A 26,667-nucleotide genomic window follows, 5' to 3' on the forward strand; every position below is an offset into this window, starting at 1 on the left:
GGGAAGGGATCAGAGGTCGACGGCGTTTGGCAGGATCACCAGGTCGCGGATGGTCACGCCGGGCCGGCGCGAGACCATGAAGAGGACGGCATCGGCCACCTCCTGCGGCTGCATCAGGCTGCCGGAGGCCAGAGCCTCCTCCATCTTCGCCTTCGGCCAGTCGTCGAGAAGCGCGGTGACCACCGGGCCGGGCGCCACGGCACCTACCCGGATGCCGTGTTTAGAGACCTGGCGGCGGGTGGTGTGGACGAAGGCCTGCACCGCGAATTTCGAGGCGGTGTAGATCGGCTCCCACACCACGGGGACGATGCCGGCGATGGAGCTGGTGAAGACGATGTCGCCCGACTTCTGTGCCACCATATGCGGCAGCACGGCGTGGACGGAGCGGAAGGCCGAGTTGATGTTGAGGTTCAGCATGCGATCCCAGTCGTCCGGGTTCCCCTCCACCACGTCACCGCCGATATAGGCGCCGGCATTGGCATGGAAGATGTCGAGCCCGCCCGCGGCCTCGACGATGCGGGGGAGCATCGCCGAGACCTCGCCGGGATTGAGCAGATCGACCACCAGCGGCACCGCCTGAGGCCCGAGTTCGGCGCAGAGCTGGCGGAGCCGGTCCTCCGCCCGGTCGATCAGCACCACCTTCGCGCCGGCGGCCATCAGCGTGCGCGCGCATTCGAGCCCGATCCCGGAGGCGGCGCCGGTGATTGCCGCGACCTTTCCGGTCAGGATGTCGGTCATGTCTTGGCTCTCCTTCATTCGGGGTCAGGCGCGGCCATGCGAGACGCGGGACTGGCGGGCCAGCGAGTCGACGATGACGGCGATGGCAAGGACGGCGCCGGTGATCATGAACCTGAGCGAGGAGGACAGGTTCAGAAGCGTCAGGCCGGAGGCGATGGACTGGATCACGATGATCCCGAGCACCGCCGAATAGGCGCTGCCGCGGCCGCCGAAGAGGCTGGTCCCGCCGATCACCGCCGCGGCGATGGCGTTGAGGTTCACGTCGCCCGTCCCCGCCTGCTGGCTGGCCGAGGCGAGCCGCGCGGCCGAAAGGACGCCCCCAAGCGAAGCCAGCGTGGCGCACAGGACAAAGGCGCTGGTGTAGATCCGGCGCACGTTGATGCCGGCCCGCCGCGCGGCCTCGGCATTGCCGCCGACGGCCATCATCGAGCGGCCCCATTGGGTGCGTGTCAGCGCGTAGTTCATCGCCACCGCGAGGCCAAGGAAGACGGCGAACATGAAGGGCACGCCGCGGCCCTGGTCGAGGTAGGCGACGACCGCCTCCAGCAGCACCGTCAGTGCCGTGGCGCGCAGCAGGATGCCCCCGGTCGAGGCGGCCGAGAGCCGCGCGGCGCGGCGCTGATCGCGGGTGCGAAACCCGGCCCAGAGCATCACCGCTCCGGGGATCAGCGCGAGGATGTGCGACACGGCCGGCGGCAGCACCAGGAGCTGACCGAAGGTCACCATGGCCGAGCCATAGGGCAGGTTGATGGAGCCGGTCGGCCCGAGAACGTAAAGCTGCATCCCAAGGATCGCGAGGAGGCCCGCGAGCGTAGAGACGAAGCTCGGCATCCCCAGCCGATTGAAGAGAAGCGCGTAGAGTGCCCCCACCACGGCGCCGACCACCAGAGCCAGAAAGATCGCGGCCAGCACCGGCACCCCGGCATTGACCCAGAGCATCCCGGTCAACGCAGAGGCGAAGCCGCTCATCGAGCCGACCGAGAGGTCGATCTGCCCCACCATAAGCACGCAGACGATGCCGAGAGAGATGACCCCCACAGTTGAGCAGTCGAATAGCAGGTTCACCATGTTGTTGGCAGAGACGAAGATCGGGTTGAGGCTGGTGAAGACCGTCCAGATGACGACCAGCCCGACGATCACCGGCAGCGAGCCGAGATCGCCCGAGCGCACACGCTCGACAAAGGCGCTCAGCCAGCCACCGAGACCTTCGGCGTGTTTCACCCGAACGTCGCTGCGGTCGAGCAGCGCGGAGGGCTGGGTGGCGGAGGGCTGCGGGGCGTCTTTCTGATCGTGGCTCATGGCTGGTCCTCCGGCTGGATCCCGGTTTCGGCCTTGCGCCGGCTGGCGCGGCGGGAAACGGCATTCTCGGTCGCGCCGGTGATGGCGGCGACGAGATCATGGTTTGAGGCGTCAGGGGTGAAGACACCGTTGTTGCGCCCGAGGCGAAGGACGACGATGCGGTCGGCGACGGCGCGCACATCCTCCATGTTGTGGCTGATCATGATCACGCCATGGCCGCGGTCGCGCAGCCGCTCGATCAGGTTTAGCACCTCTGCCGTCTGAGCGACGCCAAGCGCGGCGGTCGGTTCGTCGAGCATGATGAGCTGCGGCTCGAGAAGCAGCGAGCGGGCGATGGCGACGGTCTGGCGCTGACCGCCCGAAAGCGATGCCACCACGTCGCGCACCGAAGGGATGCGGGCGGAAAGTTCGTTCAGCAGCGTCCAGGCCCGAACCTCCATCGAGACCTCGTCTAGCTGGTAAGGCTTCAGCTCGCGCCCAAGGAAGATGTTGGCCACCACATCGAGGTTCTCGCAGAGCGCAAGATCCTGAAACACGGTCGCAATGCCAAGGTCGAGCGCCATGGCCGGGTTGGCCAGCGTGACCTCCTTTCCGCGGAAGCTGATCGTGCCGGAACTGGGCTGATGCACGCCCGAGAGAACCTTGATCAGCGTGGACTTGCCCGCGCCGTTGTCACCCACCAGCGCCACGACCTCGCCAGCATGAACGTCGAGCTCGATATCGGTGAGCGCCGAGACGGCGCCGAAATGCTTGGAGATGCCCCGCAGGCTGAGCACCAGCTCTCCCTGCTCGGGCCGCTTGGCGGCTTGGGCGGTCATGCGCGTGATCCTTTCGTTGCAGGCGAGGGCGCGGGCGCCCCGGGGATCGGGGCGAAGGCGGGGCGCCCGGCCTTAGGGAAAGCCGGACGCCCCAGCGGCATCACTCGATGCCGAGCTTCTTGCAGCCCTCGGCATAGCGGCCGGTGCAGAGCTGGGCGGCGGTCTCGATCTTCTTGTCGATGATCTCGGCCTTGAGGTTCTTCGCGGTGACCACGGCCGGCACGAAGAGCTGGGACGGGGTGTTGTAAAGCGAGGTCTTGGCCTCGGGCTTCTTGCCGTCGAGGAAGTCGACCGCGATCTTTGCGGCGGCGGCGGCCACGATCTCCGACGGTTTGGAGATGGTGTTGTACTGGTCGCCCGCGATGATCAGCTGCAGGCCGGCGATGGTCGCGTCGTTGCCGGTGACCGGGGGCACCGGGTTCACGCCCGCCGCCTTGAAGGCCGCGATCGTGCCGCCGGCGGTGCCGTCATTGGCCGCCACGACGCCGACAATCTTGTCGCCGAAGCGGGTGATCTGGCCGCTGACCCATTCCTGCGCCTTGGGCGGGGCCCAGTCCGGCGTGTCGAACTCTGAAAGCGTCTTGTAGCCCGAGCCGGCGAGCCCTTCGTGGATGCCCTTCTTGATCAGCCCGGCGGCCGCGTCGGTCGGCGAGCCGTTCACTTCCAGCAGGCCGCCCTTGTCGGTCGGCACGCCCTCGGCCTTCAGATGCTCGACCAGCGACTGCGCGATGGCCTTGCCGATCCCCTCGTTGTCAAAGGACACGTAGTAGTCGGCGGGCGTCGAGGGCACCGGGCGGTCATAGGCGATCACCTTTATGCCCTGGCTCTGGGCGAGGTGGACAAGCGACGCCGCGGCGGTGCTGTCCACCGGGTCGAGCACGATCACCTTGGCGCCCTGGGCGATCACAGAGTTGAACTGCTGCTGCTGCAGCGAGGCCTGGGCGTTGGCGTTCTGGTAGAGCACCTTGCAGGAGGCGCAGAGCTTCTCCATCTCGGCCTTGAAGCCGGGATAGTCGTGCTGCTCGTAGCGGGTGGAGGCTTCGTCGGGCATCAGGAAGGCGACGGTGCCGCTGGGCGCGGCGAAGGCCGCGTTGGCGCCGATCAGGCTCATCGTCAGCGCGGTCGCGCCGATCAGCTTGGTGGTGGTCTTCGTCATCAGGTCTCACTCCCTTTCGATGGACAGGCCGCCGCCATCGCCGGAGCGGATGCGCTCGCGGGCGGCGTTGTTGCCTGCGTTTCTTCTGACTGGTAGGTTCCCCGGCAGAGGCGCGAGGGTCCTGCCATCCGCTTCCGGGTCGGACATCGCTCCAACGGTGTCCGACCTCCTTACGGCAGCGGCTGGCTGCGCTCTTTCCGGCATCTTCGGGTCGCGGTCTCGGTCGGCGGGGTCGTATCCCGGCGCTGCCGGGGCTGGCCCGGCGCGATCGGCGTTCCGCCGCTTTCGCTTTCCTCCTTTCTCAGGCGGCCTGCGCGGCGCCCGCGTTTTCGGCCAGCATCGCCCGGAAGCGCGAGGGCGGCATGCCCTTCTGCCTCAGGAACTGGCGGTTGAAGTTGGAAATGTTGTTGAAGCCGGAGGCGAAGCAGATGTCGGTGATCGACATCTCCGGCTCGCTCATCAGCATCTGGCTGGCCAGGTTGATCCTGAGCCGGTTCACGTATTGGCCAAGCGCCATGCCGGTGTGCCGCCGGAAGCTGCGCGAGAAGGAGCTCGGGCTGAGGCGCGAGATCGCGGCCAGCTCCGCCTCGCCGAAAGGCTCGGTAAGGTTGCGATTGATGAAGGCCAGCGCCTCGTTGATGCCAGTCGACATGAAGCCCGAGGGGTCCGGGTGATACTTTGCGCTGGCGAGCGCCCTTGTCCCCTGGGCGCGGCTCATCTCGCCCAGGATGGCGACGAAGAGCTCGATCCGGCGGATGCCCTTGGCCGCGACGAGTTCGGCCAGCATCGGGCCGACGCGGGCTGCGGTGGCGGCGGGAAAGAGAGCGCCGCGGCGGGAGAGCTCCAGCACCGGCAGGAAAGCCGACAGCTCCGGCAGCAGGGCCGCCGAATCGCGGATGAACTGCTCGGTGAATTGCAGCACCCGCCCGCGCAGCGGCACCGAGGCGCCGGGCGGCAGGTCGCTGACCCAGTTGTGCGGCAGGTTCGGACCGGTGAGGACAAGGTTGCCGGGTTCGAACGCGCCGATGAAATCGCCGACGAAATAGTTGCCGGTCGTCTCCACCACGTGGTGGATCTCGCATTCGGGGTGGAAGTGCCAGCGCACCGTGTGGAACGGGTAGCCGTGCTCCCACGCCTTGAACGACTCGCCGCGTCCGATCTGGACGACTTCAAGATCCGGGTCCAACATCTCTCCTCCCAGCACGCTCGCAGCTTTCGTACGTTGTCGCGCTTCGCTTCCCCGCAGCGTTGGTGGAACTGCGGCATGTTGGAAGGGTAACGCGCCTGTTCACGACCACGCTACTACGCCACGATCGGCCCACCGATACTTTTTTGTCATTTTGCGGATGCAGAATGCCGCGATTGCATCGGCCCCGCCGGTTCGCAGCGGCCGGCGCCCGGATCTGTCGGCCGCGGATCCGGGCGCCGGCCGCTGCGTCAGATCGTCCAGATCGCTTCCGCGCGGGCCACCTCACGGTTTTGTTTGGTCCCTTTTCCCTTCACCCCCGGCCCCCGCCCGGCCATAGAGGGAGACGACACGACCCAAAGACCCGACGACCGACCGAGCGAGGGACCATGAGCCGCAAGAAAAACAAAACCAACCTGACCAAGAGCGAGTTCCGGTCCACCGCCGCGATCGCAGCGATCTACATGTCGCGGCTGCTCGGGCTGTTCATGATCTACCCGGTCTTCGCGCATTTCGCGGAAGGGATGCCCGGGGCCACGCCGACCACCGTCGGGCTCGCCCTTGGGGCCTACGGGCTGACGCAGGGGGTGCTGCAGATCCCGTTCGGGCTGCTTTCGGACAAGCTGGGCCGGCGTACGATGGTGGCGCTGGGGCTCATCGTCTTCTGCATCGGCAGCATCGTGGCGGCGCTGTCGGGCTCGATCTGGGGCATCCTGCTGGGCCGGGCGCTGCAGGGGGCCGGGGCGATCGGCTCGGTCCTGCTCGCCTCGGTGGCCGATGTGACCCGAACGGAGGTGCGCACCAGCGCCATGGCCATCGTCGGCGTCTCGATCGGGTTCTCCTTCATGGTGGCGGTGGTGCTTGGCCCGCTCGTCGCCTCCTTCGCCGGGCTGGCCGGGATCTTCTGGTTGACCGCCGCACTTGCCGTCATCGGTATCGCCATCGCCATGTCGGTGCTGCCGACGCGCGAGATTCACGAGGCCGGCGTCGGTATCGCGCCCACCGGCTTCCGCCAGCTGCTGACCAACCGCGGGCTGTTGCAGCTCGACTTCGCCATCTTCATCCTGCATGCGACGATGACAGCGCTGTTCCTCGCCGTGCCGGGGATCGTCTCGGCCACCATGGGGCTGCATGGCGGCTCGGCCTGGGTGCTCTACCTGCCGGTGCTGATCGCTGCCGCCGGGCTGATGGTGCCCTTCGTCATCGCCGCCGAGAAACATGGCAGGATGAACCAGGTGCGTCTGCTCGCCATCGCCCTGATCGGGCTGAGCGAACTTCTGATGCTGGTTCTCGGCGGCAGCGCCATCGCGGTGGTGGCGGCGCTGGTCATCTTCTTCACCGCCTTCACGGTGCTCGAGGCGATCCTGCCGTCGCTGCTGACCAAGACGGCGCCCGCCACGGCGAAAGGCACCGCCTCGGGCATCTATTCGAGCTCGCAGTTCATTGGCATCTTCTTCGGCGGCACCGTCGGTGGACTGGCCATGGAGCATGGCGGACAGGCGGCGCTTCTGGCCTTCGTCCTGGCCATGGCCGTGATCTGGGGGGCGACGCTGGTGAAAGGCGCTGCGCAGCGCCCGGCCTGAGCCGGGCGGCGGCCCGGTTCCGCCCCGACCCCTCGCGCCGGGGCTCAGAGCCCGTGCAGGTAGATCGCGTAGGAGCTGAGCAGGTAGACGACCAGCATCGACAGGCTGACCCAGCCGATCGTGCCACGCAGCCGCGTCTCGGGCCGGTAGAGCATTGCCACGATGAAGATCCCGGACATGATCACCGCCGCGAAGGCGGTGATGGCATGGGCCGGGGCAACCGCCGAAAGCAGCGGGCCCTTCAGATAGGCGATGTCGTCGATGGCGAGGATCAGGACATCGAAGAGGTTTGAACCGAGCAGGTTACCGATCGCCATGTCCACCGCCCCGATGCGCAGCGCGGTGATCGTCACCACCAGCTCCGGCAGCGAGGTCGCGCCCGCGATCAGGAGCGTGCCGACGAAGGTCGTCTTCCAGCCCATCGCGGTGGCGATGTCCTGTCCGATGAACGGCAGCCAGCTGCCGGCCGCGACGACGAAGGCCGCCGCCGTCAGGTAGCGCAGCAGCGCGGTGCGCAGGCTCAGGCCTTCGGTCTCCTCCGCGGCGGCGTCGCGGGACTTGCTGCGGCGCTCGTAGTCGAAAGCCGCCCGCATCGCGACGAGGTAGATCACCACGATCATCGGGGTATAGCCGCTGACATGCAGGAACCGCAGGTCCAGCTGTTCGCGGCTGAGCAGGATCAGCGCCCCCACCGCCCCGATCATGATGACGCCGAAACCCGCGGTCAGGATATGGCCCTGGTCGATCCTGCGGTAGAGCGGCTCGGCGCGGCTCAGCTCATCCAGCAGCACCAGCAGCAGCAGGTTGAAAACGCAGCTGCCGAGCGCATCGCCCACCGCGATATTCGGCGCGCCGGTGGCCGCGACGGCGCTGATGCCGGTGAAAAGCTCTGGCAGCGAGGTCGCAGTGGCCAGCAGCAGCAACCCGATCCAGGAGCGGGAGAGCCCGGTGAGGCGAGCCAGCACCTCGGCATGGCGGGTCAGGACGGAGCCTGCCACCGCGATCACCGCGGCGCAGAGGCCGAGTTCCAGCCAGGGCAGGACCACCGGTGTCATGGCTCATCCCCTCCCCTTGCGGCGCAGCAGGGCCGCGGCCTGCCAGAGCGCGGTCGGCAGCAAACTGAAGCCGAGCGCGAGCGCCCACATGCCCGGCCCGGGCGGGACCAGGCCCAGCACATCGGCAAGCGGCGGCAGGTAGGGCGGCACGACCAGCAGCGCAGAGCAGAGCATCAGCGCCGCCCAGATCCAGCGGTTCCTGGTGATCTCGTTGACCAGCGGATGGGCCCGATCTGAGCGCATGTTGAAGACATGCCAGAGCTGAGCGAAGGCGAGCGTGAGGAAGGTTATGGTGACTGTCGCCTCCGCCCCCTGGCCGGTGGCGCCCGCGGCAAGGAGCGCGCCGAAGGTGCCGCCCGCCATCAGCAGGCTCTGCGCCAGGATGCGCCGCCATTGCGGCCGGCCGAGGATCGGCTGCCGCGGCGGGCGCGGCGGCCGGCTCAAGGCGTCGCCCTCGCCCTCGCAAAGGGCGAGCGCGAAGGCGGGGAAGACGTCGGTGATCAGGTTCAGGTAGAGGATCTGCAACGGCAGGAGCGGCAACGGCAGGGAGGGCGCGACGGCAAGACTGACCACCATAACCTCGGCCAGGTTGCAGGCCAGCAGGTAGGCGGCAAAGCGGCGAATGTTGCCGAAAATGACCCGCCCCTCGCGGATCGCGGCGACGATGGTCGGGAAGGCATCGTCGAGCAGGACCATCGCGGCGGCCTCGCGCGCCACATCGGTGCCGCGCAGGCCCATGGCGACACCGATATCGGCCTGGCGCAGGGCGGGCGCGTCGTTCACCCCGTCGCCGGTCATCGCGACGATCTCTCCCGCTACCTGGTAGGCGCGGACGAGATCCAGCTTCTCGCGCGGGCTGACGCGGGCAAAAATGCCGATGCGGTCTAGGTACCCGTTGCTGGCGAGACCGGCGAGCTCTCCTCCGAGCGCGACATCCTCCGGGCGGTGGCCAAGGCCGACGGCGCGGCCGATGCTGCGCGCAGTGACGGCATGGTCGCCGGTGACCATGACCACCCGGATCCCGGCACGGTGGCAGGCCTCGATCGCCTCGGGCACGTCGAGCCGGGCGGGATCCTCCAGCCCGATCAGGCCAAGGAAGGTCAGCCCCGCGTCCAGCTCCGCGTCGGGCTCCGCCGAAGTCTTCTCCGCGCAGGCCAGAACGCGCAGCCCGTGATGGGCCAGTTCGGCCACGCGCTCCGCCCAGTCGCGCCGGTCATGTGCCGTCATTGGTCGAAGCGCGCCGTCGGGCGAGACCGTCTCGCATGCGGGAAGCACCGCCTCCGGTGCGCCCTTGACGGCGAACCGGTAGGCCGAGCCCACGCGATGCACCGTCGTCATGCGCTTACTCACACTGTCAAAGGGATGTTCGCGCACCCGGGGCGCCCGGGCCAGCAGATCGGCGCGGCTAAGGCCCGCCTCGAGCCCGGCGCGGAGCAGTGCCACCTCCATCGGGTCGCCCGCGCCCGGGTCGTCCGGCCGGTCGAGCGCGGCGGCGTTGCAGAGAACCGCCACCTCCATCAGCGCGGCCATCTGGGCGTCGCGCACCGGCAGCCCGGCCGCACCTTCATCGCCCATCGTGACCTCGCCCGAGGGCAGCCAGACCCGCCGGACCGTCATCCGGTTCTCGGTGAGCGTGCCGGTCTTGTCGGTCAGGATGATCGTCGTTGCCCCGAGCGTCTCTACCGCCGAGAGGCGTTCGACCAGCGCGTTCTGTTCCGCCATCCGCCACATGCCGCGTGCCAGCGTCAGCGTTGCGACGATCGGCAGCCCCTCGGGGATCGCGGCGACGGAAAGGGCGATGCCGGCCTCCACCATCAGCAGGGCGTCCTTGCCGGTGAGCACGCCGAAACCGACGATTGCCGCGGCGATCAGCAGCGTCGCCCAGACAAGCTGCGCGGAGAGATGGGCGAGCTTGCGCTCGATCGGGGAGCTGCCCGATCCAGCCTCGGTCACCAGCCGCGAGACCTGGCCCAGCTCCGTCGCCATGCCGATGCCCGTGACCACACCTAGCGCGCTGCCGCGGATCACCGCCGTCCCCTTGAACAGCATCGAGCGCCGGTCGCCGAGCCGTGCCGCCGCCGGAACCGGGGGGACGCCCTTGCCGACCGGGACGGATTCGCCGGTCAGAGTCGATTCATCTACATTCAGGTTCGACGCCTCGACGATGCGCAGATCCGCCGGCACCGCGTCGCCCGCCTCCAGCAGCAGGATGTCGCCCGGCACCAGCCGCTCGGCCGGGATCACCCGCTCGTGCCCATCGCGCCGCACCCGGGCCGTCTGCGCCTCCAGCCGGCGCAGGGCCTCGATGGACCGGACGGCGCGCAACTCGGTGAAAAAGCCGATGGCGGTGTTTAGGCCGAGGACGACGCCGATGGCCAACGCCTCCTCCAGCTCGCCGAACCAGCCGGCGATCAGGGCGGCACCGGCAAGCAGGGCGACGACCGGGCTTTTGAACTGGTTGAGGATCAGCGCCAGAAGCCCGACCCGCTCGCGCGCCGCCACGTTGTTCGGGCCGAAACGGGCGCGGCGTATCTCGGCCTCGTCCTCGCTCAGCCCGCGGGTGGCGTCCACACCCTGAAGATCGAGAACATCCCGGGCCTCGCGCGCGTAGGGCGGGCAGGTGTCCGTGACCTCTCGTATCACCTCGGCGCTCCCGGGGGTTGATCCATTTCCCGGAAGCCTAGCCGAGTTGAGGCGGGCGCCCATTGACATGGGACAAGGCCGCACGGTGCGAAGGCGGAATGGGCGCAGGACAGGCTGGCGGGGGCCCAGCGCCCTGACATAGCACCGCACCAAAACTGTCATGCGGTCGGTTTATCGGAAGCGTCATGTTGCGCCCCGCCGCCTCCAGACCCGCTAACCCAGCGACCGGCCGCTCCGCCGGGGACGGAAGTGTTCTCGACCTTCCTCATGACCCAGTTCCCGCTGGACCTCGCGCGGCTCGCGCTCGGGCGGAGTTGAATGGCCCCACACGTTTGCCGCTTGATCCCGGACCCGCGCGGCGGGAGTAATCACAACGGACCGCCACCGCCGCCCCGGAGCCGAGATGACGCCGAGTCCCGCCGCCAGAGATCTGACCGGACGCGCCGCCCGCCTTCTGCTGCGCCACCATATCGAGAATGGGGCGGCGGTCGCGCTCTGCGTCGCGCTCGTGGTGCTCGCGGCGGCGCTGGCGGGCGGTCTGCTCGCCGCCGTGATCGCGGGGATCGGGGCGTTCTGCGTCAGCATGGCGGACAGGCCCGGCTCGCCCCGCGCGAAGCTGCGAAAGCTCCTTGCAGCACTCATCGCAAGCGCGGCGATCCTGCTTCTGGCCGGGCTCTCGACCGGGCATGCTCTGGCCATGGCCGGGATCGTGGTGCTGACGAGCCTCGGCCTTGCGGTCGCGGCGGCGCTCGGCCGCTCGGCCCTGCCGCAGGCGATCGCCGGGGTGATCGCGCTGGTGATCGGCATGGCGATCCCGGCCGCCAACCCGGCCGCGGCACTGTGGCAGGCCTGGCTCTTCTTTGCCGGTGGCGCGGGCTACACCGCGCTCGCGATGGGGCTGGCGTTCGCCCGCGACGACCGCGACCGGCGGATGTTCCTCAACGAGGCGCTTCTGGCGACGGCCGACTACCTTCGCGCCCGCGCCCGGCTTTTCGACCCTGACACGGCCAGATCCGAGGCCCTGGACGGCGTCATCGAGCGCAACGGTGTGCTGATGGAGCGCCTGCAGTCCGCGCGCGACATGATCTTCACCGGTCGCCCGAATGCCGCCCGGCGGAAGTGGATCGCGGGGCTCCTCGCGCTTCTCGACCTCTACGAGGCGGTCCTTTCGAGCGACGCTGACTGGGAGGCCCTGCGTGAGACGCCGGACCGCGCGGCCCTTGGCCGTATCGCGGCGCTGAACCGCGCCCTGGCCGAGGATGTGGAGGCGATCGCCCTGGCACTCGTCTCCGGCCGCATGCCGGCGACAGTGGACCGGGACGCGATGGTCGTGGCACTCGACGAGGCGCTCGCCCGGCTCGGCCGCGAGGGCCATTCGGAAGCCCGCGCGGCCCTGCACCCGACCCGCCTGAAACTCGGGCGCGCGCTGCGGCGTGGCCGGGCGCTGGCGGAGCTTCTCGCCACGCCCGAGGCGGAGGTGCCAGCGCTGCCGGATGTCGCACTTTCGGCCTTCCTTCCGCATCGCGCGGACTGGCGGGCGACGCTTCGCGGGCATCTGCGCCTGACCTCGCCGGTGATGCGTTACGCGATCCGGCTGACGCTGGCGATGCTGGCAGGCTACGCGGTGACCCTCGCCTTTCCGGGTTACGTGCATGGCGGCTGGATCCTGCTGACAGTCGCGCTGATCATGCGGGCGAGCTATGCGGTCACCCGCCAGCGCAGGAACGACAGGCTGGTCGGGACGCTCGCAGGCTGCGCGCTGGCGGCCCTGCTGATGCCGGTGTTGCCTCCGGCCGCGGTGGTCGGAATCATGATCGTCGGGGTCGGAGTGATCCATGCCTACGCCACCGTAAACTACCGCATCACCTCCTTCGCGGCCTCGCTTGCGGCGCTTCTGCTGCTGCATCTGCTGGAGCCGCAGAGTTTCTACGTCGCCGACCGGATCATCGACACGCTGATCGGCGTCGTCCTCTCTGCCGCCTTCGCCTATGTGCTGCCCAGCTGGGAATGGAACGACGTCCCGCGCCTCGTCTCCGCGATGGTCGCGGCCAACCGCGCCTTCGCAGCCGAGGCGCTAAGCGAGGCGGGGGAGGACGGCGCCTACCGCCTCGCCCGCAAACAGGCGCTCGACAGTTTCACCGCGCTCGCCACCACCGCCCGTCGGTTGAGCGGCGAGCCTCCGCGCGACGACCGCCGGCTGGCCCGCCTGAACGAGCTTCTGGCGGCGGGGTATCTCTTCGCCTCTGACCTCGCCTCCGTCCACGGCATGATCCGCGCCCGGGCGAGAGAGTTCGAGGCCGGAACCCTTGCGGCGCGCCTGGCCGAAAGCCGGGCGGAAGTGGCCGAGGACCTCTCGGCGACAAGTGCGCGTCCAGCGCCGGAGACACTCCGCCGCCGTGGCTGGTTCGAGCTGCGGGATACCGACGCGCCGACGGTGCTGCGGCGGCGGCTGCTGCATGTCGAACATGGCGCGAAACGCCTGATCGCGCAGGCGAACATGATCACATCGCCATCGGCGTAAGGGCGACCGAAGGCCCCCGGCCCGACCTTGGGAGAGGCCCGACGTTGTCCGAGGTCAGATTTCCGCTAGCCTGCCGACCGCGGCCATCAGGGCCCCTGCGAACAAGACGATGAACAGGACGCCGACCGCCGCTGAGACGAGCCCGATCAGCACCGTCAGCCCGTCGCCCCGCAACAGGCCGATGGCGATAAGGCATATTGCGAGGGCCGGGATGGCATTGCCGAACGGGACCGGGAGCATGATGATCAGAGATAAGAGCGTTGCCGTCACTCCGGTCAGCCGGTCGATCGGCGCCCGCAGCATGAAGAGACAGCGCGGGCGGACGAATGTCTCGAGCCGCTGCGCATATCCGATTGCGCGCAGCAAGGTCCTTCGCAACTGCGACAGGCTGATCTTGCGGCGCTCAAGGGCGCGGGGAAGCCGCGGGGTTTCGTACCCCAACGACATCTGCAGCATCAGCACGGTAAGCGGCAGGCCGACGATGGCGGAGAGGCCCGGAGCCGGAATCGGGACGAGGTTCGGAACAGCCAGGATCAGCATGATCAAGGGGTAGCCCTTAGGCGAGAGCCGGTCGAGCAGCTCACCGATGGTGATCTCGTCAGGGCCGGATCCCTGCAGCTGTCGCAGCAATTCCGATAGGGACGGCGTGGCGTTGCCGCGGGCCTCCGTTTCGCGTTTGATTCCTACTCCCTCCCGTCTGTCCTGCCCGCCGGGCCTTGGCCGGGACGCGCGGCCTATCTCGCCGGTGCCAGCAGCAGGTCGCACGGACAGTCCGCCAGCATCTCGCGCGCCGTGCTGCCCAGAACCGCGTCACGGAGCCACGAACGCGCGTGGTACCCCAGGCAGAGCAGGTCCGCCTTCATCGCTGCGACCTGAGTGCGGAGCACATGGTCCGGCGCGCCCTCGGCAACGAGGCTTCGGACCTCCCGACCGGCTGGGGCAGTCTCGCGGACGAAGGTCGCGATCGGCTCTGCAAGTTCCGCCTCGATCTCGTCCTTCTCTGCCTTCGACAAATCGCCCTCCGGCCCCGTGCGCATCGTTAGCGCCCGATAGGGGACGTGATAGGCGTGAACCAGGCTCACCGCGCCCTCTGGCGCAAGCTCGAACGCGAGCCGCGCGGCCTGCCGGGCGCAGACCGAGAAATCGACACCGACGACAGCCCTGCCATAGGGCCCCAGCGCCCGGGCCGTCACCCGCAGAACAGCGCGCCGCGACACCCGCGCGACCCGTTCAAGCGTGGTTCCCTCGAACATGCCCGCGACCCCGCGCTGGCGATGGCTGCCCATGACCACCAGATCGGCGTCGAGGTAATCCGCCTTCTCCACGATGGTCCGCCACGCGTCACCGGGCGATATCTCCACCTTCGCATCCAGGCCGGCGAAGTTGCGCCCGGCCGATGCGAGCTCAGTCAGGCCAGCCTCGGCCGCGGCGATGTCCGCCTCGGCGACCGGAGCGGGCAGTTCCTCGTCCACCACATGGAGGATGTGGAGCGCCGCGCCGGTCTGGCGCGCCAGCAGGCAGGCGCGGCTTACGGCACGGTCAGACCGCTCCGACAGGTCTGTCGCAACGAGGATCTGCCTGAGTGTCATGGACGCCTTTCCCCCGATCTTTCGTGCCGCCTGACCCTTCATCGGGCTGGACAAGGGAATGCTGGCAGCAAACCTGCCGACCGGACATGACCCAGATCAACGCATCTCCGAGATGCGCCGGCGGGACGGGGGCGAACCCATCAAACCATTCAGGCGGAAAGGAGGAAAAGCACAACGATTAGACCAGTATTGGCTATTACCAGTGCCAATTCATGCCCGAGTCCGCGGGCCTCAGAGGTCGAGGTTCTCCACGCTCAGCGCATTGGCCTGGATGAACTCGCGCCGCGGCTCCACCACGTCCCCCATCAGCTTGGTGAAGATGTCGTCGGCCTCGGCCACGTCGTCGATTTTCACCTGCAGCAGGGTGCGTGCCTCCGGGTCCAGCGTGGTCTCCCAGAGCTGTTCCGGGTTCATCTCGCCCAGCCCCTTGTAGCGCTGCAGGCTGAGACCTTTCTCGCCCTCGGCGAGGATCGCGGTCAGCAGCGCCACCGGCCCGTGGATCGCCTGCTCGCGTTCCTTGCGGATCAGCATGGCCGGCTTGCCGTAAACATCCTGCAGCGCCTCGGTATGGCTGGCCAGACGCCGTGCTTCGCCCGAACGTAGCACGGGGCCGTCGAGCGTGCGGACTTCCTCCACCCCGCGCAGCACGCGGCTGAATCGGAGGCCATGATCCTGTGTTGGCCGGCCCAGCCAGCCGCGCTCGTATTCCAGCGCCACGAGGTCGAGCCGACGGGCAACCTCGTCCGCCGCGCCCTGCGCGTCGCTGTCGATCCGGCCCGGAACCAGCGCACCGGCGATCGCGGCCTGTTCAAGGATGTGCTGCGGGTAATGCGTCGGGAAGGCCTGCAGGATGCGGCGGACGACGCGCGCCTCCTCCACCACCCGGGCAAGGTCGGCGCCGACGATCTCTTCGCCGGACCCCAGGCGCAGCATCGCGCCCTCGACGCCCATCTGGATCAGGTATTCCTCCAGCGCGCCCTGGTCCTTCAGGTAGACCTCGGATTTCGCGCGGGCGACCTTGTAGAGCGGCGGCTGCGCGATGAACAGATAGCCGCCCTCGATGATCTCCGGCATCTGCCGGAAGAAGAAGGTCAGCAGAAGCGTGCGGATATGCGCGCCGTCCACGTCGGCATCGGTCATGATGACGATCTTGTGGTAGCGCAGCTTGCCGATGTCGAACTCGTCGCGCCCGATGCCCGTCCCGAGCGCGGTGATCAGCGTGCCCACCGTCTCGGACGACAGCATCCGGTCGAACCGCGCCCGTTCCACGTTCAGGATCTTGCCGCGCAAAGGCAGCACGGCCTGGTTCTTCCGGGCCCGGCCCTGCTTGGCCGAGCCGCCAGCGCTGTCACCCTCGACGATGAAGAGCTCGGAAAGCGCGGGATCCTTCTCCTGGCAGTCGGCGAGCTTGCCGGGCAGCGAGGCCACGTCCATGGCCGTCTTGCGGCGGGTCAGCTCCCGCGCCTTTCGCGCGGCCTCGCGGGCCAGCGCGGCCTCCACGATCTTGCCGACGATCTGCTTCGCCGGACCGGGGTTCTCCTCGAACCACTCGCCGAGCTTCTCGTTCATCAGGCTCTCGACCGCGGGGCGCACCTCGGAGGAGACGAGCTTGTCCTTGGTCTGGCTGGAGAACTTCGGATCCGGCACCTTGACCGACAGCACGCAGGTCAGCCCCTCGCGGGCGTCGTCGCCGGTGAAGTCCACCTTCTCGCGCTTGGCGAGGCCGGAGGACTGCGCATAGGCGTTGATCGTGCGGGTCAGCGCGCCACGGAACCCGGCGAGGTGGGTGCCGCCATCGCGTTGCGGGATGTTGTTTGTGAACGGAAGCACGGTTTCGTGGTAGCTGTCGTTCCACCACATCGCAATCTCGACGCTGATGCCGCTCTTCTCGCCCTGGATGAAGATCGGATCGGTCATCACCGGGGTCTTGGAGCGGTCGAGGTAGCGGACGAATTCGCGCACGCCGCCCTCATAGTAAAGCTCTGTTCGCAAAGGCTCGGCAGGCCGCTCGTCTTCAAGCACGATACGCACGCCGGAGTTCAGGAACGCAAGCTCGCGCAGCCGGTTTTCCAGCGTCTTGAACGAATATTCGAGGTTGGAGAAGGTCTGGGTCGAGGCGAGAAACCGCACCTCTGTGCCGCGCTTGTCGCCCGCATCGCCGACGACCTTCAGATGCTCCACCGTCTCGCCATGCTCAAACCGTGCGACATGCTCTTTCCCGGCCCGCCAGATCCGGAGCTCCAGCCAGTCCGAAAGCGCGTTGACGACCGAGACGCCGACGCCGTGCAGACCGCCGGAAACCTTGTAGCTGTTCTGGTCGAACTTCCCGCCGGCGTGGAGTTGGGTCATGATGACCTCGGCCGCCGAAACGCCCTCTTCCGCATGGATGTCGGTCGGGATGCCGCGACCGTTGTCGGTCACGGAAACCGAGCTGTCGGCGTGGATTTTCACCGTCACTTCGGTTGCGTGGCCGGCCAGCGCCTCGTCAATGCCGTTGTCGACGACCTCGTAAACCATGTGATGCAGGCCCGAGCCGTCATCGGTATCACCGATATACATACCCGGCCGCTTTCGGACCGCCTCCAAGCCCTTGAGAACCTTGATGGAATCTGCGCCGTATTCAGCGGCGGGCTGCTCGATTTCGGCCATGAAAAAGCTTTCCTGATCCTGCGTCCGCGTTATAGGCGCTCAGGGGGGGATTGTCACGCTTTCGCCACAAGATTTTGCGGTCAATGCAGGCCTTTGGCAGAAATCCTGCCGGTCCGCCGGGGGGGCGGGCGCCTCAGCCCCCTGCGCCTCCGGCAGGGTCAGGCTGCCGTCCGCGCCGAGCGGCCAGAACGGGTTCATCGCAAGCTCCCAGACATGCCCGTCGGGATCGGCGAAGTAGCCGGAATAGCCGCCCCAGAACACCTTTTGCGGCGGCTTCAGCGGCTCCGCCCCGGCGGCGATAGCCTGGGCATAGGCGGCATCCACCTCGGCCTCAGTCGCGAAATTCTGCGCCAGCGTCATCGCCCCGGTGCCTAGGGCCGCGGCCGGGCGGTTCTGATCTTCCGCCAGATCCTCGCGCCCGAAGAGCGCCAGCACCGCGCCCAGCATCTGGTAGAAGCAAACGCCCTCCGGCGCGGCGGCGGGCTGCCAGCCGAGCGCGGCATAGAAGGCCTTGGCGCGGTCGAGATCGGCCACACCTAGGGTGATGAGCGTCACGCGTTGCGGGGTCATGGCAGGCTCCCTTCGCTGATTTCAGAACAGCCGTTCACATCGCTCACGACGAAGCCCTGCGCCCGGTTCCCGAGCGACTCGAAAAGCTCCACGCCGGTCCCGGTCATGAAGGCCTGCGCACCAAGCGCACAGATCTCGTCATAGAGCGCGGCGCGACGGGCGGCGTCGAGATGGGCCGCGACCTCGTCCAGCAGCAGGATCGGCGGCGCACCGAAATCCCCCGCCAGGGCCCGCGCATTGGCAAGGATCAGCGAGATCAGCAGCGCCTTCTGCTCGCCGGTGGAGCACTGGTCCGCCGGCGCGCCCTTGGCGGCATAGACCCCGCAAAGATCCGCCCTGTGTGGCCCCGTGAGGGTACGCCCCGCCGCCATGTCCCGCCGTCGCCCGGCGCTCCAGAGCGTGGCGAGGCTCTCGGGATCCTCCGGCAGGTCCCCTTCCGGATCGAGCAACGCGAGGTCGGCGCGGGGAAAGGCCGTCTCCGCCCCTTCCTGCGCGGCGGCCAGCCGTGAAAGGCTGCGACGGCGGGCGGCGGTCATCGCGGCACCGGCCTCCGCCATCTGGCCCTCCAGGGCGGCAAACCAGGACGGATCGCCCAGGCCCTCGCGCAGCAGGCGGTTCCGCTCCCGCATCGCCTTTTCATATGTGAGCGCTTGTTCGGCATGCCCCGGCTCGAAGCTCATGGTGATCCGGTCGAGGAACCGCCGCCGCCCCTCCGCGCCTTCCAGCCATAGCCGGTCCATCGTCGGCACCAGCCAAAGGACCCGGGCGATATTGCCCAGCATCACCTGTGTCGCGGCCTTGCCGTCGATCCGCAACTGTCGCGCCGCGCCGGGCTCGGCCCAGGTTTCGACCTCGTGCACCTGCCAGAGGCTCTTCAGCGTCGCCGTGATCTTCCAGCCCAGCCCCTCGGGCCGCCGCGCCATTTCCTCTGCCCCGGCGCGCCGCAGCCCGCGCCCCGGCGAGAGCAGCGAGATCGCCTCCAGCACGTTGGTCTTGCCGGCGCCGTTCGGCCCCCAGATCGCGACCGGCCGGCCATCCAGCGCCATCCGCGCCGCGCGATGCGAGCGGAAATGGCTCAGGCCGAGGTCGAGAAGAACCAGATCCCCCACGGGCCGTCCTTCTTCTGTCTAGAAATATCCTCGGGGGGTGCGGGGGGCAGACAGCCCCCCGCCGCCGCGCCCAATCACACGCGCATCGGCATCACGACATAGATCGCAGAGGTGTCGTTCCCTTCCCGCATCAGCGTCGGGTCGCCGGAGGAATTGAACAGGAAAACGGCGTTCTCCCGGTCCACCTGGCTCGCGATCTCAAGCAGGTACTTGGCGTTGAATCCGATCTCCAGCGCCTCGTCGCCATAGGCCACGGCAAGCTCTTCCTCGGCGGCCCCGCTGTCGGGCGCATTGACCGAAAGCACCAGCCGGTCCTCGTCGAGGCTCAGCTTCACCGCGCGGCTACGCTCGGAGGAGACGGTCGCGACCCGGTCCACCGCCTTTGCGAATTCGGCGGCATCCACCTCCAGCCGGCGGGCATTGCCGGTAGGGATGACGCGGCTGTAATCGGGGAAGGTGCCATCGATCACCTTCGAGGTCAGCGTGATCTGCGGCGTGGCGAAGCGGATCTTCGTCTCGGAAACCGACACCGCGATCTGCATGTCGTCGTCATCAAGCAGCTTGCGCAGCTCGCCCACAGTCTTGCGTGGCACGATCACGCCCGGCATGTCGGCGGCGCCCTCGGGCAAGGCGGCATCGATCCGGGCCAGCCGGTGGCCGTCGGTCGCCACGCAGCGCAGCGCCTGGCCATCCTCGCCCTGCGCCACATGCATGTAGACGCCGTTCAGGTAATAGCGCGTCTCTTCGGTCGAAATCGCAAATTTCGACTTGTCGAAGAGCCGCCGCAGCACCGGCGCCGGGGCCGAGAAATTCGAGGTGTATTCCGAGGTCGCCATGACCGGGAAATCTTCCCGCGGCAGGGTGGCCAGGTGGAAGGTCGAGCGCCCGGCCTGCACCGTCAGCCGGCCCGAAGCACCGTCGTCGGTCAGCTGCACCAGCGCACCGTCGGGCAGCTTGCGTACGATCTCGTGCAGCATCACCGCCTGCACCGTCGTCGCGCCGGGCCGCTCGACCACGGCGGGGCCCTTGTCGACCACTTCGATGTCGAGGTCGGTGGCGCGGAAGCTGGCCGTGTCACCCTCCGCCTCGATCAGCACGTTGGCCAGGATCGGGATGGTATTCCGGCGCTCGACGACCGACTGGGCTTGCGCCACGGCCTTCAGAAGCGCCGCGCGCTCGATACTGATCTTCATCCCTCAATCCTCTCGTCGCGACGGGGCGCACCCGCCGGTTCGGCGACTGTCCGAGACTTTCACGAGAGCGTCAAGGGCCAGCCGGGTGCGGCCGTTGCTCAACTTTCCAAAAGGCGGCGCAGCAGAAGCAGATCCTCGGCCATCTGGGTATCCTGACCCATCAGCTCCTCGATCTTGCGCACGCCATGCATGATCGTGGTGTGGTCGCGCCCACCGAAGCGGCGGCCAATCTCAGGCAGGCTGCGCGGGGTCAGCTGCTTGGCAAGATACATCGCGATCTGCCGCGGCCGGGCGATCGTGCGCACCCGCTTCGGGCCGATCAGGTCGGACAGGCGCACGTTGTAATGCTCGGCCACCTTGCGCTGAATCTCCTCGATCGTGACCTTCCGGTCCGAGGCGCGGAGGATATCGGCAAGGCAATCCTGGGCGAGGTCCAGCGTGATCTCGCGCCCGACGAGGCTCGCGAAGGCGAAAAGCCGTGTCAGCGCGCCTTCCAGAACGCGGACATTGGTGGTTATGCGATGGGCGAGGAACTCCAGCACGCCATTGGCCAGAACAAGGCCTGCATATTGCTGGCGGTACTGCTCCGCCTTCTGCTGCAGGATACCGAGCCGGAGTTCATAATCGGTCGGATGCAGGTCGACCACGAGCCCGCATTGCAGGCGGCTCTTGATCCGGTCCTCGAGATCCTTGATCTCGCCCGGTGCGCGGTCGGCCGAGATGACGATCTGCTTGTTCTGGTCGACCAGCGCGTTGAAGGTGTGGAAGAATTCCTCCTGCGTGCTGTCTTTCCCCGCGATGAACTGCACGTCATCGACCATCAGCACGTCGACAGAGCGGAACAGCTCCTTGAAACCCATCACCTCGCGCTCGCGCAGCGCCTGGACGAAGCGGTACATGAATTGCTCGGCCGAGAGATAGAGAACGCGCAGCTTCGGTTTGCGGGTGCGCAGCTCATGCGCGATGGCGTGCATCAGGTGCGTCTTGCCGAGGCCGACACCGCCGTAAAGGAAGAGCGGGTTGAAGCTGACCGGCCCACCCTCGGCCACCCGGCGGGCGGCGGCATGGGCAAGCTCGTTCGGCTTGCCGACAATGAACGTGTCGAAGGTGAAGCGGCCGTCGAGCGGGGCGCCGAGGCCCTCCTCGTCACGCGCTTCTGCCGAATGCGCGCCCTGGGCCGGGGCCGAGACCTCGGCACCGGCCGCGACGCGGGCGGCCACGGGGCGGGTCGCGGCGTTCACGGGGCGGGCGGCCGCGTTCTGGACATCGAATTCCAGCCGGTCGGCCACGACACCCGCGCGGGTCAGCTGCTGAAGGATCTGGTCCGAAAAGTTGCGCGACACCCAATTGCCGAAGAAATTGGTCGGAACGGTGAACCGGGCCACGCCGCCGTTCAGGCCGGAGAAGCGAAGCGGTTCGATCCAGGTCGTGAAGTTGTTCTTGCCCACCGACTTCAGCAGTTCACCGCGCACTTGCCCCCAGGTTTCTTCTGTCATTTTTCACCCGTACCTTCGCGCATTTTAGGCACTGGCCTTCGAGGTGCGCTCCCCGGGGCCGATCAACTCGCACAACTGCGGGTCGGATGATCCGAAGATCCGGTGCTGCCATCCCGCACACCGGACAAACGGACGCCTGCGCAAGAGGGTATCGGCCTGGGAGCAGTGCCCTGGCGTGACATCCCCTCGCGAGGGTTCGACCTGGGACACATATCCACAACGCCGCCAAATGAAGCGGCGCGTGCAAACGCGCAAAACAAGAACAGCCGCGCCCACTCGGCCGACTCATCCGCGCTGCGGCTTCCGGGTTTCCGGGCCCTGTCGGAATCAACTTGGCAGTGCGATTCCGGGTCCGGAGCCTGTCCTCCGCGTCATGTCCCCCAAGGCGATCAGACTCGCTGTATGGAAGCTAGCAACAGGGGTTCAGGCAGCGCAACAGAACTTCTGGCTTGACTCGTCCTGCCGTGCCGCGAATCCGAAGCGCCGTGCAAAAAGGGCACGGTCGCCCCGAACTGGCCTTGGAGAATGCGAAAAGGGCGCACCGAACCCGGTACGCCCCTTGGCGAAACTTCAATGTTTTCAACAGGTTCAGACGCTGAGCGCTTTGACCCGCGAAGACAGGCGCGACATTTTCCGCGCAACGGTGTTCTTGTGCAGCACGCCCTTCGTGACGCCACGCGCCAGTTCCGGCTGGGCCGTCTTCAGCGCTGCCGCAGCCGCGCTCTGGTCCCCGCTGGCAATCGCCTCTTCCACCTTGCGGAGGAAAGTGCGGATGCGCGAGCGACGCGCCTTGTTCACGGCATAACGCGCCTCGGATTGGCGGGCGCGCTTCTTCGACTGGGGCGTGTTGGCCATATGTGCTTCCGATGTCGTCCGGGTAATTCTGAAGCCGCGCTTCTACGCACGACTCGGTGGCAAGTCAACAGGCCCGACGCGGATTTTCGCGGGGGCCTCGCGGCGGGGCCTAGCGGTCGGTGAATTTCGCCGGCCGCTTCTCCAGAAAAGCGGCCATGCCCTCCTTCTGATCCTCGGTCGCGAAGAGCGCATGGAAGAGCCGGCGCTCGAACAAGAGCCCCTCGCGCAGCGGCACTTCATAGCTGCGGTTGACCGCCTCCTTCACCGCCATGACGGTGACGGCGGACTTGGCCGCGATGGCCTTCGCGGCGGCCAGCGCCTCTTCCACCAGCTTCTCGGCCGGGACCACCCGGCTGACGAGACCCGCCCGCTCCGCCTCGGCCGCATCCATCATCCGGCCGGTCAGATGCATCTCCATCGCCTTCGACTTGCCGACGAAGCGGGTCAGCCGCTGGGTGCCGCCGATCCCGGCGACGACGCCAAGGTTGATCTCCGGTTGGCCGAATTTCGCGGTCTCGGCGGCAAGGATGAAGTCGCACATCATCGCAAGCTCGCAGCCGCCGCCAAGCGCATAGCCCGCCACTGCCGCAATCATCGGCTTGCGCACGCGCAGCAGCGCCTCCGTCTCGGGGGTGAAGAGGTCCGAGGAAAACACCTCGACGAAGCTCTTCTCCGCCATCTCGCGGATATCCGCTCCGGCGGCAAAAGCCTTTTCGGAACCGGTCAGCACGATGCAGCGCACCGCCGCGTCGGCGTCGAGGGCGGCCAGCGCCTCGGCCAGTTCGGACAGAAGCTCCGCACTCAGCGCGTTCAGCGCCTTCGGTCGATTCAGCCGAACCAGCGCCACGCCCTCGGCGATCTCCACGATCAGGGTGTTGTAAGCCATCCCGCCCTCCTTCGCGTTCGCCCCTGCATAGCAGCCGCGACCGCCCGCGCAAGCCGGGGCGCGGCTCAGCGCTGGCAGATCGGGCAGAAGAAGCTGGAACGGCCCGATTGAACCACGCGGCGGATCGTGCCTGTGCATCCTGGTGTGACGCAGGGGGCGCCCTCCCGGTCGTAGACCCGGAACGCATGCTGGAAATAGCCGAGCTCGCCATCGGCCTGGCGATAGTCCTTCAGGCTGGAGCCGCCGGCCTCGATCGCCTCGCCCAGCACCTCGCGGATCACCGGCACCAGCGCCGCCGCGCGGGCCGGGGCGATCCGCCCGGCCTGGTGACGAGGGTCTATTCCGGCCCGAAACAGCACTTCGCAGACATAGATGTTGCCAAGGCCCGCGACCAGCTTCTGGTCCAGTAGCGCCGATTTCACCGGCGTGTTGCGGTCCTTCAGCCGGGAGGCGAGATAGGCCTCGCTGAACGCGTTGCCCAAGGGTTCCGGCCCGATCCCGGCCAGAAGCGGATGCGCCTCGGCAGAGGCGGTGGGCGCCAGATCCATCATCCCGAAGCGCCGGGCGTCGTTGAAGGTGACCCGCGCGCCGCCCTCCATGTCGAGCACGACATGGTCGTGCTTGGCGGGCGCCGGATGATCCTGGTGGAACTGTCCCAGCATCGCACCGGAGACCAGCATCCGCCCCGACATGCCCAGATGCACGATCAGCGTCTCGCCGGTGTCGAGATCGACGAGGATGTATTTCGAGCGCCGCCGCAGCCGCTCCACGCGCGCGCCGGTCAGACGCTCGGCCATCCGTTCCGGCAGGGGCCAGCGCAGATCGGGACGGCGCACCTCCGCCCGCGCGATCCGCCTGCCCTCCATCGCCGGGATCAACCCGCGGCGCACCGTTTCGACTTCAGGCAGTTCCGGCATATCTCCCTCCAAGCGGCGCGCCGTCACTTTCGCCCCAGCGGCTCGCCGCACTGTCGCATTGTGTCGGCGCGCCGGCGGCCTATAAGGGGGGCACCTTTGAACCGACGGCAAGGCCCGATGAGCGAAGACAGCGCAAAGACGACGCATTTCGGCTTCCAGACCGTGGCCGAGGAAGACAAGGCCGGCATGGTGCATGGCGTCTTCACCCGGGTCGCCTCGAAATACGATCTGATGAACGACCTGATGTCCGGCGGGGTCCACCGGCTCTGGAAAGACGCGATGATGGACTGGCTCGCGCCGCGGCCGGGCCAGAAGCTGCTCGACGTTGCCGGCGGCACCGGGGACATCTCCTTCCGGTTTCTCAAGCGCGCCCCGACCGCGCAGGCCACCGTGCTCGACATGACCGAATCGATGCTTGTCGAGGGCCGTCACCGCGCCGAGGCGGAGCAGATGGCCGACAGCCTCGACTGGGTGGTGGGCGACGCGATGGCCCTGCCCTTCGCCGACAACAGCTTCGACGTCTACACCATCAGCTTCGGCATCAGGAACGTCACCCGCATCCCCGACGCGCTGGCCGAGGCCTACCGCGTCCTGCGCCCTGGCGGGCGGCTGATGGTTCTCGAATTCAGCCGGATCCCGAACGACGGGCTGCAATGGGCCTATGACCGCTATTCCTTCAACGTGATCCCGGTGATGGGCCAGATCGTGGCGAACGACCGCGACAGCTACCAGTACCTCGTGGAATCGATCCGCAAGTTCCCCGATCAGGAGAGCTTCGCCACCCTGATCCGTCAGGCCGGCTTCGGACAGGTGAAATACCGGAACCTGACACTCGGCATCGCGGCGCTGCATTCGGGCTGGAAGCTCTAGGTGCGCGGCCCCCACAACATCTGGCGGCTGATCCGCACCGGCGCCACGCTGGAACGCACCGGCGCGATGCATGCCGTTCTCGAGGCGGTAAACGCCCCGCCCCGCCTGCGCCTCGCCGCCCGGGTGCTGGGCTGGCCGTTCAAATGGCTGGGCCTGAAGGGCGACACCAGCCTGCCGCCGACGACCCGCGCGATCACCGCGCTGGGGCCGGCCTATATCAAGTTCGGCCAGATCCTCTCGACCCGCCCCGATGTGGTGGGCCAGGAGATGGCCGACCAGCTCCGCTACCTGCAGGACAAGCTCCCGCCCTTCCCGATCGGCACCGCCAAGCGCATGCTGGAGGAGGAACTGGATGTGAAGGTGGACGCGATCTTCTCGGAATTTTCCGAGCCGGTCGCCGCCGCCTCCATCGCCCAGGTGCACCGCGCCCGGCTGGCCGAGGATGGGCGCGAGGTGGCGGTTAAGATCCTGCGGCCGGGGATCGAGCGCGCCTTCCGCCGCGACATAGACGCGTTCTACTTCGCCGCCTCTGCGATCGAGCTCCTCCTGCCCGGCACCCGCCGCCTGCGCCCGACCGAGGTTGTCGCCCATTTTGAGGGCGTCGTGCTGGGCGAGTTGGACCTGCGGCTGGAAGCCTCCGCCGCCTCCGAATTCGCCGCCAACACGGCCAAGGACGAAGGCATCCGCGTGCCAGAACCGGTCTGGGCCTATTCCGCCCGGCAGGTGATGACCATCACCTGGGCCGAGGGGATGCCGATCGGCGACAATGCACAGCTCGACGCCGCCGGCATCGACCGGGCGGAGATTGGCGAGCGGGTCCTGCGCCTCTTCCTCAGCCACGCGCTGCGCGACGGCTTCTTCCACGCCGACATGCACCAGGGCAACATGAAGGTCGCCGCGAACGGCGATATCGTCACCTATGACTTCGGCATCATGGGCCGGATCGACGAGTATACCCGCCGGGTCTATGCCGAGATCCTCTACGGGTTCATCAAGCGCGACTATACCCGGGTGGCCGAGGTGCATTTCGAGGCCGGCTATGTCCCCGCAGACCGCAACGTGGACGATTTTGCCCGGGCGCTACGGGTCGTGGGCGAGCCGATCTTCGGCATGGACGCCTCCCGCATCTCCATGGCCCGCCTCCTGGCCTATCTCTTCGAGGTAACCGAGCGGTTCGGGATGCAGACCCGAACCGAGCTGATCCTGCTGCAGCGCACCATGGTGGTGGTGGAGGGCGTCTCTCGCTCGCTCTACCCCCATATCAACATCTGGGAAGTCTCCCGACCGATCGTCGAAGGCTATATCCGCCAGAACGTGGGCCCTGCCGCGGCGCTGCGCGATCTGGCCCGCACCGCCCGCGTGCTCGCCAGGTTCGGCCCGCGCCTGCCGCATCTGGTGGAATCGCAGCTTCTGCGCCAGACGGAGCACGCAGCCCCACCCGCCAAGCGCCGCGGGCTGCTGCCGATCGTCTGGATGCTCAGCGGCGCGGTGATCGCTTCGGCCGGCATCTGGATCGGCGCGCACCTCTAGGCGC

20 protein-coding genes and 1 pseudogene are annotated in these 26,667 nt (G+C 67.8%); 4 read left to right on the top strand and 17 right to left on the bottom strand.

The features are described from left to right. Positions 1-9 precede the first annotated feature (9 nt). From EIP85_RS05875 to EIP85_RS05895, 5 genes are all read right to left on the bottom strand, one after another. Positions 10-738, bottom strand: coding sequence for an SDR family oxidoreductase (locus tag EIP85_RS05875; protein ID WP_127901235.1), 729 nt, complete (start codon positions 736-738; stop codon positions 10-12). Positions 739-762: 24 nt separating this feature from the next. After that, a complete protein-coding gene (locus tag EIP85_RS05880) occupies positions 763-2,037 on the bottom strand; it encodes a sugar ABC transporter permease (protein ID WP_127901236.1) in 1,275 nt (424 codons plus the stop codon). Beyond that, positions 2,034-2,855 (bottom strand): ATP-binding cassette domain-containing protein, encoded by an 822-nt coding sequence (locus EIP85_RS05885; RefSeq protein WP_127901237.1) that lies wholly within the window; start codon positions 2,853-2,855, stop codon positions 2,034-2,036. The genes EIP85_RS05880 and EIP85_RS05885 overlap by 4 nt, the downstream gene beginning before the upstream one ends. Positions 2,856-2,955: 100 nt before the next feature. After that, on the bottom strand, positions 2,956-4,011 hold the full coding sequence (locus tag EIP85_RS05890) for an ABC transporter substrate-binding protein (protein WP_127901238.1): 1,056 nt from the start codon (positions 4,009-4,011) through the stop codon (positions 2,956-2,958). Between the two features lie 301 nt (positions 4,012-4,312). Further along, the gene (locus EIP85_RS05895) at positions 4,313-5,200 is read right to left on the bottom strand and encodes a helix-turn-helix domain-containing protein (protein WP_241559906.1); all 888 of its coding nucleotides are present in this window, start codon (positions 5,198-5,200) and stop codon (positions 4,313-4,315) included. A 386-nt stretch (positions 5,201-5,586) separates the two neighbouring features. Here EIP85_RS05895 and EIP85_RS05900 point away from each other — a divergent pair, with 386 nt between their 5' ends. Then, entirely contained in the window at positions 5,587-6,780 is a 1,194-nt protein-coding gene (locus tag EIP85_RS05900) for an MFS transporter (protein WP_164871650.1), read from the top strand. 44 nt (positions 6,781-6,824) lie between these two features. Here the strand turns inward: EIP85_RS05900 and EIP85_RS05905 are convergent, their stop codons facing one another. Next, positions 6,825-7,835, bottom strand: a complete 1,011-nt coding sequence (locus EIP85_RS05905) for a sodium:calcium antiporter (RefSeq protein ID WP_127901240.1) — start codon at positions 7,833-7,835, stop codon at positions 6,825-6,827. Positions 7,836-7,838: 3 nt separating this feature from the next. Beyond that, positions 7,839-10,478, bottom strand: a complete 2,640-nt coding sequence (locus tag EIP85_RS05910; RefSeq protein WP_241559907.1) for a cation-translocating P-type ATPase — start codon at positions 10,476-10,478, stop codon at positions 7,839-7,841. A 403-nt stretch (positions 10,479-10,881) separates the two neighbouring features. Between EIP85_RS05910 and EIP85_RS05915 the strand changes: the two genes are divergently transcribed. Beyond that, positions 10,882-12,999, top strand: coding sequence for an FUSC family protein (locus tag EIP85_RS05915; RefSeq protein ID WP_127901242.1), 2,118 nt, complete (start codon positions 10,882-10,884; stop codon positions 12,997-12,999). A gap of 54 nt (positions 13,000-13,053) precedes the next feature. Here EIP85_RS05915 and EIP85_RS05920 read toward each other — a convergent pair whose 3' ends face one another. From EIP85_RS05920 to mutM, 10 genes and pseudogenes are all read right to left on the bottom strand, one after another. Beyond that, positions 13,054-13,764 carry an exopolysaccharide biosynthesis protein gene (locus tag EIP85_RS05920; protein WP_241559908.1) on the bottom strand — a complete coding sequence of 237 codons (711 nt, stop codon included), beginning with the start codon at positions 13,762-13,764 and terminating at the stop codon, positions 13,054-13,056. Then, entirely contained in the window at positions 13,734-14,588 is an 855-nt protein-coding gene (locus EIP85_RS05925; RefSeq protein ID WP_164871652.1) for a universal stress protein, read from the bottom strand. The genes EIP85_RS05920 and EIP85_RS05925 overlap by 31 nt, the downstream gene beginning before the upstream one ends. Positions 14,589-14,819: 231 nt before the next feature. After that, positions 14,820-17,237, bottom strand: a complete 2,418-nt coding sequence (gene gyrB, locus EIP85_RS05930) for a DNA topoisomerase (ATP-hydrolyzing) subunit B (protein ID WP_127901245.1) — start codon at positions 17,235-17,237, stop codon at positions 14,820-14,822. Positions 17,238-17,387: 150 nt separating this feature from the next. Then, positions 17,388-17,807 (bottom strand): annotated as a pseudogene (locus tag EIP85_RS05935) (VOC family protein); the annotation flags it as partial. Then, complete coding sequence (gene recF, locus EIP85_RS05940; RefSeq protein ID WP_127901247.1) at positions 17,804-18,916, bottom strand: DNA replication/repair protein RecF; 1,113 nt, start codon at positions 18,914-18,916, stop codon at positions 17,804-17,806. The pseudogene EIP85_RS05935 and the gene recF, both read right to left, overlap by 4 nt. 74 nt (positions 18,917-18,990) lie before the next feature. Further along, entirely contained in the window at positions 18,991-20,109 is a 1,119-nt protein-coding gene (gene dnaN / locus EIP85_RS05945) for a DNA polymerase III subunit beta (RefSeq protein ID WP_127901248.1), read from the bottom strand. Positions 20,110-20,207: 98 nt separating this feature from the next. Continuing rightward, positions 20,208-21,605 (bottom strand): chromosomal replication initiator protein DnaA, encoded by a 1,398-nt coding sequence (gene dnaA / locus EIP85_RS05950; protein ID WP_127901249.1) that lies wholly within the window; start codon positions 21,603-21,605, stop codon positions 20,208-20,210. 588 nt (positions 21,606-22,193) lie between these two features. Beyond that, positions 22,194-22,460: a 30S ribosomal protein S20 gene (gene rpsT, locus EIP85_RS05955; RefSeq protein WP_127901250.1), complete on the bottom strand. Its 267-nt coding sequence runs from the start codon at positions 22,458-22,460 to the stop codon at positions 22,194-22,196. Positions 22,461-22,569: 109 nt separating this feature from the next. After that, the gene (locus EIP85_RS05960; RefSeq protein ID WP_127901251.1) at positions 22,570-23,346 is read right to left on the bottom strand and encodes an enoyl-CoA hydratase; all 777 of its coding nucleotides are present in this window, start codon (positions 23,344-23,346) and stop codon (positions 22,570-22,572) included. A 65-nt stretch (positions 23,347-23,411) separates the two neighbouring features. Next, positions 23,412-24,263 carry a bifunctional DNA-formamidopyrimidine glycosylase/DNA-(apurinic or apyrimidinic site) lyase gene (mutM, locus tag EIP85_RS05965; RefSeq protein ID WP_127901252.1) on the bottom strand — a complete coding sequence of 284 codons (852 nt, stop codon included), beginning with the start codon at positions 24,261-24,263 and terminating at the stop codon, positions 23,412-23,414. A gap of 117 nt (positions 24,264-24,380) precedes the next feature. Here mutM and ubiE point away from each other — a divergent pair, with 117 nt between their 5' ends. Then, on the top strand, positions 24,381-25,133 hold the full coding sequence (gene ubiE, locus EIP85_RS05970; RefSeq protein WP_127901253.1) for a bifunctional demethylmenaquinone methyltransferase/2-methoxy-6-polyprenyl-1,4-benzoquinol methylase UbiE: 753 nt from the start codon (positions 24,381-24,383) through the stop codon (positions 25,131-25,133). Beyond that, a complete protein-coding gene (gene ubiB / locus EIP85_RS05975) occupies positions 25,134-26,663 on the top strand; it encodes a 2-polyprenylphenol 6-hydroxylase (RefSeq protein ID WP_127901254.1) in 1,530 nt (509 codons plus the stop codon). Positions 26,664-26,667: the final 4 nt, after the last annotated feature.

Source organism: Solirhodobacter olei (genome assembly GCF_004010155.1).
In the GTDB taxonomy this organism is placed as follows: Bacteria; Pseudomonadota; Alphaproteobacteria; order Rhodobacterales; family Rhodobacteraceae; genus Solirhodobacter; species Solirhodobacter olei.

Bases quoted from the DNA above. Each gene is read 5' to 3' on its own strand.
- EIP85_RS05875 (WP_127901235.1), bottom strand. From the start codon at position 738: ATGACCGACATCCTGACCGGAAAGGTCGCGGCAATCACCGGCGCCGCC.
- EIP85_RS05880 (WP_127901236.1), bottom strand. From the start codon at position 2,037: ATGAGCCACGATCAGAAAGACGCCCCGCAGCCCTCCGCCACCCAGCCC.
- EIP85_RS05885 (WP_127901237.1), bottom strand. From the start codon at position 2,855: ATGACCGCCCAAGCCGCCAAGCGGCCCGAGCAGGGAGAGCTGGTGCTC.
- EIP85_RS05890 (WP_127901238.1), bottom strand. From the start codon at position 4,011: ATGACGAAGACCACCACCAAGCTGATCGGCGCGACCGCGCTGACGATG.
- EIP85_RS05895 (WP_241559906.1), bottom strand. From the start codon at position 5,200: ATGTTGGACCCGGATCTTGAAGTCGTCCAGATCGGACGCGGCGAGTCG.
- EIP85_RS05900 (WP_164871650.1), top strand. From the start codon at position 5,587: ATGAGCCGCAAGAAAAACAAAACCAACCTGACCAAGAGCGAGTTCCGG.
- EIP85_RS05905 (WP_127901240.1), bottom strand. From the start codon at position 7,835: ATGACACCGGTGGTCCTGCCCTGGCTGGAACTCGGCCTCTGCGCCGCG.
- EIP85_RS05915 (WP_127901242.1), top strand. From the start codon at position 10,882: ATGACGCCGAGTCCCGCCGCCAGAGATCTGACCGGACGCGCCGCCCGC.
- EIP85_RS05925 (WP_164871652.1), bottom strand. From the start codon at position 14,588: ATGACACTCAGGCAGATCCTCGTTGCGACAGACCTGTCGGAGCGGTCT.
- gyrB (WP_127901245.1), bottom strand. From the start codon at position 17,237: ATGGCCGAAATCGAGCAGCCCGCCGCTGAATACGGCGCAGATTCCATC.
- dnaN (WP_127901248.1), bottom strand. From the start codon at position 20,109: ATGAAGATCAGTATCGAGCGCGCGGCGCTTCTGAAGGCCGTGGCGCAA.
- dnaA (WP_127901249.1), bottom strand. From the start codon at position 21,605: ATGACAGAAGAAACCTGGGGGCAAGTGCGCGGTGAACTGCTGAAGTCG.
- rpsT (WP_127901250.1), bottom strand. From the start codon at position 22,460: ATGGCCAACACGCCCCAGTCGAAGAAGCGCGCCCGCCAATCCGAGGCG.
- EIP85_RS05960 (WP_127901251.1), bottom strand. From the start codon at position 23,346: ATGGCTTACAACACCCTGATCGTGGAGATCGCCGAGGGCGTGGCGCTG.
- mutM (WP_127901252.1), bottom strand. From the start codon at position 24,263: ATGCCGGAACTGCCTGAAGTCGAAACGGTGCGCCGCGGGTTGATCCCG.
- ubiE (WP_127901253.1), top strand. From the start codon at position 24,381: ATGAGCGAAGACAGCGCAAAGACGACGCATTTCGGCTTCCAGACCGTG.